The sequence below is a fragment of the Mycobacterium sp. genome, assembly GCF_046095365.1.
In the GTDB taxonomy this organism is placed as follows: domain Bacteria; phylum Actinomycetota; class Actinomycetes; order Mycobacteriales; family Mycobacteriaceae; genus Mycobacterium.
On sequence record NZ_JBJTJF010000167.1, the window covers coordinates 1 to 13,323 of the forward strand.

Genomic DNA, 13,323 nt, shown 5'->3' on the forward strand with positions numbered 1-13,323 from the left:
TCGTACAGCGGGTTGTAGAGCCCGACACTGGTGGGCATACGCACCTGACCCTTCACATGTCCGCGAAGCGGCTCGCCCCTGGCTGTGGATGGCGCGCCGCGCCCCGTCCGGGTTCGTCCGTGCGTCGGTGAACGGCGACCCTTGTCCGACTGCCGGCACCGCGGTGCCAACAGGTAACAAAACGATAGGCAAGCAGGGCCTGACACGCCAACTTAGGCAATCCTAACTCGCTGGCGGCGCCGGCGGGGAGCGTTCCGCGCTAATCCCGACCGAACCGCGGCCGTAGGTGGGAGGCTTCTGACGAATCGTTTGTTTTCCGGACGAAAGGACCCCGGATGACCGCACCCACCATGACCCACCGGCTGACGGCGGAGTTCATCGGCACGTTCTGGCTGGTCTTCGGCGGATGCGGCGCGGCCGTTTTCGCGGCCAACCCGGCCGGTGACAATTCCGTCGGCATCGGCTACCTGGGCGTCGCACTGGCGTTCGGCCTGACCGTGCTGACCGGCGTGTACGCCTTCGGCACCATCTCCGGCGGGCACTTCAACCCGGCGGTCACCCTCGGCGCGGCCATCGCCAAACGGGTGGAGTGGGCCGCGGTGCCCGGCTACTGGCTGGTCCAGATCCTCGGCGGGCTGGCCGGCGGCTTCGCGATACTGACCATCGCCAACGGCCGGGCGAAGTTCAACGCCAGCGGCCACATGGCGGCCAACGGCTACGGGGTGAACTCGCCGCACGGGTACTCGATGATGGCCGTGCTGATCACCGAGGTGCTGCTCACCTTCATCTTCCTGATGGTGATCCTGGGGTCCACCGACGACCGCGCGCCGAAGGGCTTCGCCGGGCTGTCCATCGGCCTGGCACTCACGCTGATCCACCTGATCTCGATCCCGATCTCCAACACCTCGGTCAACCCGGCCCGCTCGACCGGGGTCGCCTTCTTCAACGGCGCCGGGGCGCCCGGCCAGCTGTGGATCTTCTGGCTGGCCCCGCTGGTCGGCGCGGCGCTGGCCGGCGCGCTGTACCCGGTGCTGTTCCCGCGCCAGGAGGAACTGGCCGCCCGCCCGGTGCGCGACGCCGCGCTGGACTGAGGCGGGTCACAGCCCGCTGATGCGCTGCCGCGCCAGCCGCGGGCCCCGGCGGGGTGAGTAGGCGAGCCGGCTGACCTCCAGCAGCCGCACCGCCCGGTACCGGTGCGGCCGCTGGGGTTCGAGCAGTTCCTCCATGGCCGCGTCGTCGATCGCGTGCCCGAGCAGCGTCCAGCCGATCATGCCGGCCAGGTGGTAGTCGCCGACCGACAGCGCATCGGCGTCGCCGAGGGCGCGCTGGGCGGTCTCGGCGGCCGTCCACACCCCGACACCGGGCAGCGACATCATGGCCGCGCGGGCCTCGGCGGGCGGGCGGGCGGCCAACCGTTCCAGGGCGTCGGCCCGGGCGGCGCAGCCGACCAGGGTGCGCATCCGGCCGGGGTCGACGTTGGCGCGGTGGTACTCCCAGGACGGGATGCTCCGCCAGGCTGACGCCGGCGGGGGCACCCGCATGGCCGCCGGGGCGGGTCCGGGCGCGGGTGTGCCGTACCTGTTCACCAGCAGCCGCCAGGACCGGAACGCCTCCACGCCCTGGACGCGCTGTTCGAGCACGGCGGGAATCAGTGCCTCCAGCACCCGGCCGGTCCGGCCGATCCGCAGATGCGGCACCCGCCGGTGCGCCAGCGCGACGGTCGGATGAGCGGGCCGGAAGTCCGACGTGTCGTCGTCGGCGCCCAGCAGTGCGGGCAGGTTCTCGACGAACTCCGCCGCGCCCTCGCCCCAGGCCCGGCACTCGACGGTGTCGGGTGCGGTTCGGGCCATGCGGGCACTGACCGGGCCGCTCGTTTGCAGGCTGGTGCGCCAGGTCGCGCCGTCGACGATCTGAAAGCACGGGTCGCCCGGACCGCGGCGGTGCGGTGCGAGGGTGTACCCGGGACTGGCCGGGCCGGGGAACCTCAGGGTGCGGGTATGCATGAAACCGCTAGGGGCGTCCGGTGATCCGGTCGGCCAGCACCGCGATCGGCGAGGTGCTCGCGCGGCCCCCGGACTCGTGCCGGTCGGCGAGTCTGTAGGCGGTGTAGAGCCCCCGCACGCCGAGCCAGCGCAGCGGTTCGGGTTCCCACGCCCGGCTGCGGTGGTCCACCCACGGCAGAGCGGTTAGGACGGTGCAGCGCTTGAGGACCAGATCGGCCAGTGTGCGCCCGGCGAGGTTGGACGCGGTCACCCCGTGGCCGACGTAGCCGCCGGCCTCCCCGAGGCCGGTCGCCGGGTCGAATCCGATGCCCGCCGACCAGTCCCGCGGCACGGCCAGCACACCGCACCAGGCGTGGGCGATCGGCACCCCGCGGGTCTGCGGCAGTGCGGTGTTGAGCACGGCGGTGAGGTGGTCGACGGTGTCCTGCCCGACGGCGCCGTCCCGGTCGATGCGCGAGGCGTAGCGGTAGGGCACCGCGCGCCCGCCGAGCGCGATGCGGCCTTCGGCGGTGCGCTGGGCGTAGAAGAATCCGTGCGCGAGGTCGCCGAGCGTCTCGCAGCCCTGCCAGCCGACGGAGTCCCAAATCCGTTGCGACAGCGGCTCGGTGGCGATCATGGCACTGTTCATCGGCAGCCACCGGCGGCGCAGACCGGAGATCCGCGCGGTGAAGCCCTCGGTGGCGCGCAACACCACCGGGGCCCGCACCGTCCCCATATCGGTCACCGCCCTGCCCGCGTCGATGCGGGTGACCGGGGTCTGCTCGTACAGCGTCACACCGAGTCGCTCGACGACGTCGGCCAGTCCGCGGGCGAGTTTGGCCGGTTGCACCCGCGCGCAGTGCGGATTGAACGCGCCGAGCACGGCGGAGTCCACCCGCACGCGGGCCTCGGTTTCCGCCGCGGTGAGGATCTCGACGTCGTCGACGCCCCAGCCTCGGTCCTCGTCGACCCCGGCGCGCAACCGCACCGCCTGCGCCGGGTTGCGGGCCACCTCGAGGTTGCCGCCCTTGACGATGTCGGCGTCGATGCCCTCCCGTGCGGCCACCGCGATGACCTCGTCGACGGAAGAGTTGAGCATCCGTTGCCAGGCGATCACACCGTCGCGGCCGTGCCGCCCGGCCAGCACCCCGCGGTGGCCGGGGGGCAGTCCGGACAGCCAGCCGCCGTTGCGGCCGGAGGCCCCGAATCCGGCAAATCGGGCCTCCAGCAGCGTGATTCGCAGCGACGGGTCGGCCTGTTTGAGGTAGTAGGCCGTCCACAGCCCGGTGTAGCCGGCCCCGACGACGCACACGTCGGCGTCCCGGTCGCCGGGCAGCGCCGGGCGAGGGTCCGGAAGCCGGTCGAACCAGTGCGAGACGACGCCGTTGCGGGGCATGACAGCGATCCTCCCACCTCTGGGACACTGGAGGTATGAGCAGTGGCGGGCAACAGATCGGTCTGAGCTTCCGCAGCCTGGGCGCTGCCAGCACCGTCACCGGCTCCAAACATCTGCTGGAGGCCGCCGGCAAGCGAATTCTGCTGGACTGCGGGCTGTTTCAGGGCGTCAAGAACCTCCGCGAGCTGAACTGGGCGCCGCTGGCGGTGGAGCCGGCCGGCATCGACGCGGTGGTCCTGAGCCACGCCCACCTGGATCACTGCGGCTACCTGCCGCGGCTGGTGCGCAACGGGTTCACCGGTCCGATCGTCTGCTCCGAGGCCACCGCCGCCGTCGCCGACATCATCCTGCGCGACAGCGCCTACCTGCAGGAGCGCGACGCGGCGTTCCTCAACAGGCACAAGGCCTCCAAGCACCACCCGGCGCTGCCGCTCTACGACAGCGCGGACACCGAACGCGCGCTGAGTTTGTTCAGCACCCGGCCGTTCGGCGCCGAGTTCGAGTTGCCCGGCGGCGGGCCGGCGGTGACGCTGCGCCGGGCCGGCCACAGTCTCGGGGCTGCCACCGTCGACGTGCTCTGGCATGGCCGGCGCGTCGTGTTCACCGGCGACCTCGGCCGCTACGACGACCCGATCATGTTCGACCCGGATCCGGTGCCGGCCGCGGACTACCTGATCATGGAGTCGACCTACGGCGACCGGCTGCACGAGCGCACCGACCCGGCCGCGGCGCTGGCCGGGGTGATCGACGCGACGGTGGCGCGCGGCGGCACCGTGGTGATCCCGGCATTCGCGGTGGGCCGGGCCCAGACCCTGCTGTACTACCTGTGGCAGTTGCGTTCGGCCGGGCGGCTGCCCGACATCCCGGTCTACCTGGACAGCCCGATGGCGATCAACGCCAGCGAACTGCTGCGCACCCACCAGCGCGATCACCGGCTCACACCGGAGGTCTACGAGGGCATGTGCGCGATGGCCGGCTACGCCCGCGACCCCGAGCAGTCCAAGCAGATCTCGGCGAGCCGGGAACCCAAGATCATCATCTCGGCCAGCGGCATGGCCACCGGTGGCCGAATCCTGCACCACCTCAAGGCTTTTGCGCCCGATCCGCGCAACACCATCATGCTGACCGGCTACCAGGTGCCGGGCACCCGGGGGGCGGCCATCGCCGCGGGCCAGCGCGAGGTCCGAGTCTACGGGGAGTGGATCCCGATCAACGCACACGTGGCCAACCTGGGGATGCTCTCCGCGCACGCCGACGCCGACGAACTGATCAGGTGGGCCTCGGGGTTCACCACCGCGCCCAAGCAGGTGTTCGTGGTGCACGGGGAACCCCAGCCCGCCGACACCCTGCGCACCCGCCTGGACCACGAGTTCGGCTGGGCGGCAACGGTTCCCCGGCCGTTGCAGGTTTTCGACCTGTAGCGGCCGCTAACCGCCGGCGTTGCCGGCCAGTTCCAGGGCGTACTGGCTGACGAACCGTCCGGCCGGGGGTTCGCCCCGCCCGCACGAACCGTCGGACTCCCCGGGGCGCTTGACCCACAGGTAGGCGTCTGCGTGCTCGCCCGCGGTGGCCGTCGTCGGCGCCACGCCGAGCGCCCGGCCGGAGGGATTGCACCAGTCCAGCGGGGTGCCCTCCGCCGGGCCCGCGCCGTTGCGGGAGGTGTCGATCACGTAGTGCGCGCCGCCGGTGAGCCCGGAGACCGCCTCGCCGAAGCCGATCTCCTCGTCGGTGGTGTAGAAGTTCGCGGTGTTGAGGCTGAACCCGCGGGCGCGCGCCACGCCGACCTGGTTGAGCCGGGCGGCCAGCACATCGGCGCTCAACCAGCGCGAGTGCCCGCCGTCGATGTACACCGCAGCGGCCGGGTCGCGGGTCAGGGCGTCGACCGCGTAGCTGAGCAGCCCGAAGCGCTCCTGCTGCTGATCCGGCGACAGGCAGTCGGCCATCGCGATCGCGTCGGGTTCGAGGATGATCGCGGCCGGCATCGAGCCCAGGCCCGCGGCCACCGCGTCGATCCACTGCCGGTAGCCCGCGGCGGTGGCGAAACCGCCCGCGGCGAAGCTGCCGCAGTCCCGGTGCGGGATCGCATACAGCGCGAAGACCGGGGTGGCCCCGGCGGCTTGGGCGGCGCCGGCGTAGCGGGCCACCGTTCCGCTGGGCGAGGGGAAGGCCTCGTCGAGCCAGTACGCGGTCGGGGTGTTGGCCAGCGCGGTCAGCGCCGGACTGGACTTGGCGGCCGCCATGGCGCCGGAGATCGGGTCGACGTAGAACGGCCGGCCGGCCAGCGGATTGGACTCGTCGGCCAGCCGCACCGCCGGGGCGGGGCCGGTCAGCGCCCCGGCGGCGACGCCGGTGACCGTGAGCAGGGGCAGGATCGACCGCGCGAGGGCGCGAACAGCGGAGGAGATCACCCACTGAAAATAGTGGGCCGGCCGGCGGGCCGCGAAACGGATCGGCATATCGGCGTGATCGGCGGCCGGTCAGCCGCCCCGGGCGGCGCTCAGCGCGGAGCGGAAGCGCTCGAGGGTGGCCAGTTCGGCGGCCACCGGCTCGGCGATGTCCGCCTCGGCGACCACGGCGACTTCGGCCCGAAGCGCCGCGCGGGCGGCGCGGGCGGCGCGCCGGGCGCTGGTCCGGGCCAGCACCCGGCCCACCGCGGCCAGCACCACGCCGCCGAGCGCGCCGACGATGAGCAGCAGCGTGGGGATCGGAAAGCCCTCGACGGTCGGCGCCTGGGCGACGTGGAACTGGAAGTAGGCCAGCGCCGCAAGACCCAGCAGCCACAGCCCGCCGGCCACCGCGACGGCGAACAGCACCCACTGCAGCGCCCCGAACAGGCTCCACCAGCGCGGGTTGCGCGGCGGCACCAGCGGGGCGCGGGTGACGGCCTGGTCCAGCCGGTCGGTCAGGGTCCGGCCGGCCCGGTCGGCCACCGCCCGGGTGCTGTGCACCCACGCCTGCGGTGCGCCGGCGCTGGCCCGGTCGGCGTAGTCCACCACCGCGGTGTTGGCCCGCGCCCTGGCGACCGGGTCGTTGGAGGGCAGCGACGAGCGCACCAGGCGGGGGTCGACACCGGGGCGCTCCAGGCGCAACTGGGCGACCGGGTCCTTGCGAAGGCGCGCAACCCATTTCAGCGGCGGCCAGCCCACCGCCTGCACCGCCTTGCGCTGACTGGACTTCTCGATCGCCGCCGCGATCACCGGCGCGCCGGCCGCCTCGGTCAGGGTGTCGGTGAGCCGATCCAGGTCCCGCGGGCCGGCGCCGGCGACCGGGCCGCCCGGGTCCTCGGCGGCGCGCACCATGGTGTCGGCGGCCGTCGCGACGTCGGCGGCCAGCCGGGCCAGCGCGGTGCGCCGGCCCGCAACCGCGGACAGGATCCGTTCGGCCAGGCCCTCCAGACCCTCGCCGCTGCGGGTGGAGGTGCCCAGCACCACGGCGTCGGACAGGCCGTCCTCGGCCACCAGCCGCCGCAGGTGCGACAGGCAGGCGTCGGCGTCGGCGACCGCGAGCCGGTCGACCTGGTTGAGCACCACGACGGTGACGTCGTCGTGCCGGGAGAACCGGCGCAGGTACTGCTCGTGTACCAGGGCGTCGGCGTACTTCTGCGGGTCGAGCACCCACACCATCAGATCCACCCGGTCGACGAAGTGGTCGACGTGGGCCCGGTGGGCGGTCTGGGTGGAGTCGTGGTCGGGCAGGTCGATCAGCACCAGGTCGGACAGCGCCGCCGCCCCTCCTGAGGCGACGTGCCAGCGGGTGACTCCCAGCCACTCCAGCAGCGCGACGGTCTCCGGGGTCTCCTGCCAGATCGCGGCCAGCGGCTCGGAGGTGGTGGGCCGAAGGACGCCGACCCCGGCGACGTCCTCGCCCACGATCGAGTTGAACAGCGTGCTCTTGCCCGCCCCGGTGGACCCGGCGAAGGCCACCACCGTCAGCTCCCCGGACAGCCCGCGGCGGGCGCCGGCCCGGTCGGCCACCGCCCGGGCCTGGGCCACCGCCGCCGGCGGCAGCCGGCCCTCGCCGAGGTCGGCCGCCTCGGCCAGGCCGGCCAGCCTGCGGTCCAGGGCCGCACCGTCGACCTGCGGCGGCTGCTCGGCGCGCAGCGGGTTCAGCCGCGCCAGCAGGTCCTTCATCATCAGCCGTTCCACCAGTCCCGCAACGTCTCACGCCAGTTTCGCCGCGCGGCGCCCGGCTCACCCGGCGCCGGCGGGCCGGCGGGCAGCGCCGCCTCGGCATCCTGCGCGTCGCGGGCCTGCTGGATCTGCCGGGTCGCGGTCTGCAGCCGGGCGGGCAGTTCCGGATCGAGTTCCAGGGCGTCCAAGCGGGTCAGGAACCTGGACTTCTCCTCGTCCATCAACACGGCGACGCGGTCGTTGAGTTTGTCCATCGCCTTCTTCGACATCCGGCGCACCCCGTCCTCGCCGAAGACCGCCTCGAGCAGTTTCTGGGCCAGAACCGTTGACGCTCCGGCGATTCCGATCTCGGCGCCGGTGAGGCCGCCGGTCGTGGAGAACACGGCCACCATAAGCGCCAGTGCGACGGCGTTGACACCGTAGGCCATCGCCCTCGCGGTCTGCCGTTTGTCGGCACCCTCGGTTCTGATCATCTCCAGCAGGTCGTCCTGCCAGGCCCGCACCAGTGCGGCGGCCCGGTCGGGAAGGTCGGCCGAGGCGCGGGCCAGGTCCGCTCCGCCCAGCAGTGCCCGTCCGGCCTCGTCGTCGCGCCAGGCCCGGTCGGCCCGGCGCGCCGCGTCGTCGCCGGCGTCGACCAGGAGACTGGCGAGCCCGGATTCGATTGCCTCGCTGACTTTCTCCGGCGGAGTGGGGGTGCCGCGGACCGCGGCGCCGATGCGGTCGCGCAGCCGGCCGACGCCCTCCTCCAGGCGCTTGAGCATCTGCCCGGTGCCGACGAACTCCTGCCACCGGGCCAGCACCTCACCACGCATCAGCGAGCCGTCCGCGGCGGCGGAGGACAGGATCTCGACCGCGCGGGCGTAGGAGTCGTCCACCGCGGCGCGCAGCCGGCCGGCGGTATTGAGTTGTTGCACAACGGCATCGGTGATGACCGGTATGTCGGACACGATGTGCCCGACGGCGCCGTCGACGGTGCGGCGGGCGACCGCGGCGCGCACCGCGGTGTCGGCGACGAGGCTGCTCAGCCAGGCCTGCATCTCGGCGGTCCGGTCGGCCGGGATCATGCCCTCGGCCAACGGCGACTCGGGGATGACGAACAGCGGGGCGTCGCCCAGCCGTTCGGCGGCCAGCATCTGCCGGACGTGGGCGGTCACCTCGACCATGGCCTCGGCGGGCACCCGGTTGAGCACGATCACCACCGCGGCGTTGCGGTCGACGGCCGCCCGCAGCGCCGCCCACGGCACCGCATCGGCGTAGCGGGAGGCCGTGGTGACGAAGAACCACAGGTCGGCGGCCGCCATCAGCATGCCCGCCATCTCGCGGTTGGCCTGGGACACCGAGTCCAGATCGGGGGCGTCGAGCAGGCCCAGCCCGGCCGGGACCTCTTCGACGGCGACCAGCCGCAGCCCGAACACGTCGTCGGTGCCGCCCAGCGCGGTCCCGCCGGTGATGCGCGGCAACCGGGGCAGGATGTGGTCGGAGGCGAACCACCCGGAGTCGGCCGGGTTGTGCGCCAGCACGGGGTGGCGGGTGGTCGGGCGCAGCACCCCGGGGGTCGTCACCGGCCTGCCGACCAGCCGGTTGACCAGGGTGGACTTGCCGCTTCCGGTGGAACCGCCGACAACGGCCAGCAGCGGCGCGCCGGCGTCGCGCAGCCGCGGCAGGATGTAGTCGTCGAGCTGGTTGGTGAAGCCGACCGCGGCCGTCCGGGCGGCCTCCGCCCCCGGTACCCGCAGCGGTATGCGCACCTGCCCGAGGGCGTCGCGCAGCGACTCCAGCGGGGCCAGCAACGATCCGGACACCCGGTACATACTGCCTGACCGGCTGTCCGGGCGGACGCGCCGCGGCCGCTCGGCGGTTCGGGCTACTGCAGCAGCGGGTCGAAGTGGTGGTGCATGCGGTAGAGGATCATCGCCAACACGATCACGACGACGTAGACGCTGAGGGTCACCACCCCGAATTTGCGGTCGATGGACTTGGTGTAGGCCTCCTCGGCCTCGTGGGCGTGCCGCCGGCTGGCCACCACGGTGTAGCCCATCGCGACGAACACGTAGAACAGCGACAGGATGTAGATCAGGTCGACCATCATCAGGTAGTCCACCGACGGCAGGGTGTTGTCGGTGGTCCACTGCAGCGCGACGATGGTCAGCATCGCGGTGATCCCGATACCGGCGCGGGCCTCCTCGAGGCGGGCCGGCAGCAGGTAGATCAACGAGGTGATCAGGACGACGATGAGGATCGGCAGCACGATCTTGAACAGGTAGGGCAGCACGTCGCGCTTGGCCGGAAGCGTGATGATGATCCGCGAGTAGTCCTGTTGCGACGGGGCTCCGAGGTCACCGAAATTGGTCGGATACCGGTGGGCGGCGATTTTCATCGTCGGCATCTGGAGGAAGTAGCCGGGAAGCGTCACCGCCTGGTTGAGCGCGACGGGGACGGTGTCGGGCACGTATTCCAGCCTGGGCAGTGCGGCGATGGAGTCCTCGAAGACCAGCACCAGGTTCTGGGTGTCGAACGGGAACTTTTCCAGGTTCATCCGCCTGCTGAAGACGCCCTGGTAGCGCAGGATCTGGTACCTCGACCCGTCGGGCTGGGCGATGGGCTCGGGGTAGAGCGGCTTGCCGGTGACTCCGCCGGTGGCAGAGGACGTGGTGTTCTGGAAGGCGTTGGAGTTCATCGTCTCGATCGTCTGCGACGGGTCGATCTTGGGATTGCGCCAGCGCATCCACAGATAGAAGTCCACCGTGTAGCTGTCGGTGGCCAGGTCGAGGTCCTGCAGGTCGTTGATGTAGACCCCGACGGTCACCTTGTCGACCGGCTCGTCGGCGCGGGCCGGGGCCGGAGCGGCCAGGGCGGAACCCAGCGCGATGGTCGCGATGATCAGGATCCGGATGAGGTTGGCCGCCCCGCGGCGCAACACGACGGCCCCGCGGCCCAACCCGGCTATGTATGACACTGCTGCCGAGGATACTTCGCCCGGCTAGGAACCCGTCCAGGTGGCCCCGTCCCAGTGGCCCCGTCCTAGTTGTCACGACACCTAGTGGCCCCGGAACCCGTCCATGGAGTTGTAGACCCCGACCCGGCGCAGGTAGATGTCGCGCAACCGCAGCGGCAGCACCCCGGTGAGCACCTTGTTCACCCGCGACGTCCACGGCATGACGACGAACGGGCGGCCCTCGAGCATCGCCGCCCACGTCACGTCGACCACGTCGTGCTGCCTGAGCATCGGGGTGAACAGGATGCCCTTGGCACCGTCGAACATTCCGGTGTCGATGTAGGTCGGACAGACGGTGGTGACCCGGACCTGATCATGGCCGGCCTGCTCGAGTTCCAGGCGCACCGAGTCCGAGAATCCGACCGCCGCCCACTTCGAGGCCGCGTAGGCGGCCAGGCGCGGGACCGCGTTGAGCCCGGCCGAGGAGGCGATGTTGACCAGCCGGCACTGCCGGCCCGAGGCGATCATGCCCGGGAGGAACTCGCGGGCCACCAGCATCGGTCCGATCGCGTTGACCTCCATGGTCGCGGTGAAGTCGCGCGGCGGGTTCTCCCAGAAGTAGCCGTTGCCCCGCACGATGCCGGCGTTGTTGAACAGCACGTGAACCGCGCCGACGTCGGCGCGGGCCCGCTCGGCGGCCTCGGCCACCCGTTCGGCGGAGGTGACGTCGACCGTCTCGTGGGCAATCCGGCCGCCGGCGGCCTCCAATTCGGCCGCGGTGTCCTTCAGCGCGGCTTCGTCGGCGTCCCACAGCACCACCATGGCGGCGCCGTCGCGCACGGCGCGGCCGGCGAACAGCTTGCCCAGCCCCATCGCGGCCCCGGTGACCAGGACGTTGCACCCCGAGACCGACTGCATCATGGGCTCTCCTCAAAGATCGGGGGCTTACTCCGTTCTACCGCACCGGCCTGAGCGCCTGCCGGGCCGCCGCGGCGGTCTGCCGGGCGTAACCGCCGCCGAACAGCGCCACATGCGCCAGCAGCGGGTAGAGCCGGTGCAGCGCGAAGCGGTCCCGCCAGTCCGGCCGCAGCGGGTGCACGCTCTGGTAGCCCCGGTAGACGGTGTCAAGGTGCGGACAGCCGAACAGTTCGAGCATCGCCAGGTCAGTCTCGCGGTGCCCGCCGTGGGCCGCGGGGTCGATGAGCACCACGCCGGCCGCGGTCCACACCACGTTGCCGCTCCACAGGTCGCCGTGCAGGCGGGAAGGTCTGTCGTCGTCGTCGAAGTCCCCCGCGCGGCAACGCGCGATCACCGCATCGAGCAGCGAAAGCGCCTCGGCGCCAAGCGAACCCGAGGCACGGTCGCACATCGGCGCCAGTCGCTCATCGGCGTAGAACCGCCCCCAGCTGTCGTGGGCCACCAGGCTCATCGGCATGGGTTGGTGCAGCGGCCCGAAGAAACCCGGGCCGGTCCAGCCGTCCGGCGCGGCCCCGAACCCGGCGGCGCCGGCGTCGTGGGTGCAGGCCAGGCGGCGGCCGAACTCGACGGCCGCCCCGGCCGTGGGCGGGGCCGGGCTCAGCCGCTGCAGCGTCAGGCTGGTGTCGTCGCAGCCGGCGACCCGCGCGCACGGGACCCCGCCCGGCGCGGCCGCCAGCCAGCGCAGCCCGGCGGCCTCACAGGCGAAAAACCCCGGTGGGGCTGCGGGGTCGCGCTTGACGAACTCGTTCATGTCCTCCGTTCGGGGGACGGCGCAATCAGCCGGTGTGCGGCCCGCACGGAGGACGCTGCCAAGCTCCGGGCGGGCCGATAGTGGTCACAACAACGACATCCACTACCGGGCTGAGGGAGCGGGACCCATGAAGACCATCACCATCATCACCGATCAGATCTCCGACCGGGCACTGGCCGCGGCCCTGCCGGCCGCAGGCATCGCCTCGGTGGCGATTCGTCGCGGCGGGGCCGCGCGCCCCGAGGCCGCCGCGATCCGCAGCTACCGCAACCCCGCACGGTTCTCCCCCCGCTTCCGCATCGACGTCGTCGTCGAGGACGCCGCCGTGGAGACGGTGTTCGACGCCATCGACCTCGCCTACGGCGCCGGGGTGTTCAGCGACGCCGAGGCGTGGGTGGAGGCCCGCGCCCTGGCACCGGCCGCCTGAGCCGATTCAACTGCCAGGCGGCGACGGCCGCGGCGGCGAACGTCACCAGCAGCCACCACGGCGGCCGGGCCAGTTCCCAGACGAAGATCGCCGCCCAAATCGGAGCGTTCTGGGTGACCGCGAGCACCCCCGTCGCGCACGCCAGCGCCACCGCCGGGACATTGAGGTGCACGGGTGTGAAGGTGTTGACCGCCAGGGCTATTGCGGCCCCGGCCGCCGCTCCGGTTGCCAGCGCCGGAGTGAGCAGACCGCCGGCCCCGCCGGCCCGCAGGAACAGTGCGGTGAGCAACGGCTTGAGAACCAGCACGGCCAGCGCCGCGGGCAGCGTCAGCCCGCTGCGCAGACTGACCGCCAGGACGCTGGCACCGTTGCCGGGGAGCTCGGGCAGCCAGTGCGCGCACACGCCCACCAGCAGGCCGGCCGCCGCGAGCGCCGGAACCAGCAGCCATGAGCACCCCAGCGCCCGGGAGCGCGCGGCGCTCATCAGCCGGTTGAACGCGGCGCCGACACCCATCGCCAGCGGCGCGAGCAGGATCGCCACACCGGTCAGCAGATAGGACAGCTGCGGGCCGGGCCAGTGCAGCGCGGGCTGGTCGTGGGTGACCGGCGATGCCGTCGCCACCGCCAGTGCCGAAGTCAGCAGCGCGGTGCCGACAGCGCGCAGTTCCCAGGTGCGCAGCACCACCTGAAGGGCGAACAGCGCACCGCCGACCGGGACGCTGTA

12 protein-coding genes are annotated in these 13,323 nt (G+C 72.4%); 3 read left to right on the top strand and 9 right to left on the bottom strand.

Annotation, left to right across the window (positions count from 1 at the left end; all coding sequences use genetic code 11):
- Positions 1-335: 335 nt before the first annotated feature.
- On the top strand, positions 336-1,091 hold the full coding sequence (gene aqpZ / locus ACKOQ4_RS12780; protein WP_526292372.1) for an aquaporin Z: 756 nt from the start codon (positions 336-338) through the stop codon (positions 1,089-1,091).
- A gap of 6 nt (positions 1,092-1,097) precedes the next feature.
- On the opposite strand, the gene ACKOQ4_RS12785 is transcribed toward aqpZ, so the two are convergent.
- Together ACKOQ4_RS12785 and ACKOQ4_RS12790 are read right to left on the bottom strand one after the other, a co-directional pair.
- Positions 1,098-2,003: a DNA-3-methyladenine glycosylase family protein gene (locus ACKOQ4_RS12785; protein ID WP_526292374.1), complete on the bottom strand. Its 906-nt coding sequence runs from the start codon at positions 2,001-2,003 to the stop codon at positions 1,098-1,100.
- 7 nt (positions 2,004-2,010) lie between these two features.
- Entirely contained in the window at positions 2,011-3,378 is a 1,368-nt protein-coding gene (locus tag ACKOQ4_RS12790) for an NAD(P)/FAD-dependent oxidoreductase (RefSeq protein ID WP_526292376.1), read from the bottom strand.
- A gap of 35 nt (positions 3,379-3,413) precedes the next feature.
- Here ACKOQ4_RS12790 and ACKOQ4_RS12795 point away from each other — a divergent pair, with 35 nt between their 5' ends.
- Positions 3,414-4,799 (top strand): MBL fold metallo-hydrolase RNA specificity domain-containing protein, encoded by a 1,386-nt coding sequence (locus ACKOQ4_RS12795; RefSeq protein ID WP_526292378.1) that lies wholly within the window; start codon positions 3,414-3,416, stop codon positions 4,797-4,799.
- Between the two features lie 6 nt (positions 4,800-4,805).
- On the opposite strand, the gene ACKOQ4_RS12800 is transcribed toward ACKOQ4_RS12795, so the two are convergent.
- From ACKOQ4_RS12800 to ACKOQ4_RS12825, 6 genes are all read right to left on the bottom strand, one after another.
- Positions 4,806-5,834: a glycoside hydrolase family 6 protein gene (locus ACKOQ4_RS12800; protein WP_526292380.1), complete on the bottom strand. Its 1,029-nt coding sequence runs from the start codon at positions 5,832-5,834 to the stop codon at positions 4,806-4,808.
- 21 nt (positions 5,835-5,855) lie between these two features.
- The gene (locus ACKOQ4_RS12805) at positions 5,856-7,523 is read right to left on the bottom strand and encodes a GTPase (RefSeq protein ID WP_526292382.1); all 1,668 of its coding nucleotides are present in this window, start codon (positions 7,521-7,523) and stop codon (positions 5,856-5,858) included.
- The gene (locus ACKOQ4_RS12810) at positions 7,511-9,310 is read right to left on the bottom strand and encodes a GTPase family protein (protein ID WP_526292384.1); all 1,800 of its coding nucleotides are present in this window, start codon (positions 9,308-9,310) and stop codon (positions 7,511-7,513) included. The genes ACKOQ4_RS12805 and ACKOQ4_RS12810 overlap by 13 nt, the downstream gene beginning before the upstream one ends.
- Positions 9,311-9,372: 62 nt before the next feature.
- Positions 9,373-10,464: a ligand-gated ion channel gene (locus ACKOQ4_RS12815; protein WP_526292386.1), complete on the bottom strand. Its 1,092-nt coding sequence runs from the start codon at positions 10,462-10,464 to the stop codon at positions 9,373-9,375.
- An 81-nt stretch (positions 10,465-10,545) separates the two neighbouring features.
- The gene (locus ACKOQ4_RS12820; protein WP_526292388.1) at positions 10,546-11,364 is read right to left on the bottom strand and encodes an SDR family NAD(P)-dependent oxidoreductase; all 819 of its coding nucleotides are present in this window, start codon (positions 11,362-11,364) and stop codon (positions 10,546-10,548) included.
- Between the two features lie 34 nt (positions 11,365-11,398).
- Entirely contained in the window at positions 11,399-12,172 is a 774-nt protein-coding gene (locus ACKOQ4_RS12825) for a fructosamine kinase family protein (RefSeq protein ID WP_526292390.1), read from the bottom strand.
- Positions 12,173-12,299: 127 nt separating this feature from the next.
- On the opposite strand from ACKOQ4_RS12825, the gene ACKOQ4_RS12830 reads away from it, so the two are divergent.
- A complete protein-coding gene (locus tag ACKOQ4_RS12830) occupies positions 12,300-12,599 on the top strand; it encodes a hypothetical protein (protein WP_526292392.1) in 300 nt (99 codons plus the stop codon).
- Here ACKOQ4_RS12830 and ACKOQ4_RS12835 read toward each other — a convergent pair.
- A partial coding sequence (locus ACKOQ4_RS12835; protein ID WP_526292394.1) for a chloride channel protein occupies positions 12,547-13,323 on the bottom strand: 777 nt, incomplete at its 5' end. The two genes, ACKOQ4_RS12830 and ACKOQ4_RS12835, sit on opposite strands and share 53 nt — an antisense overlap.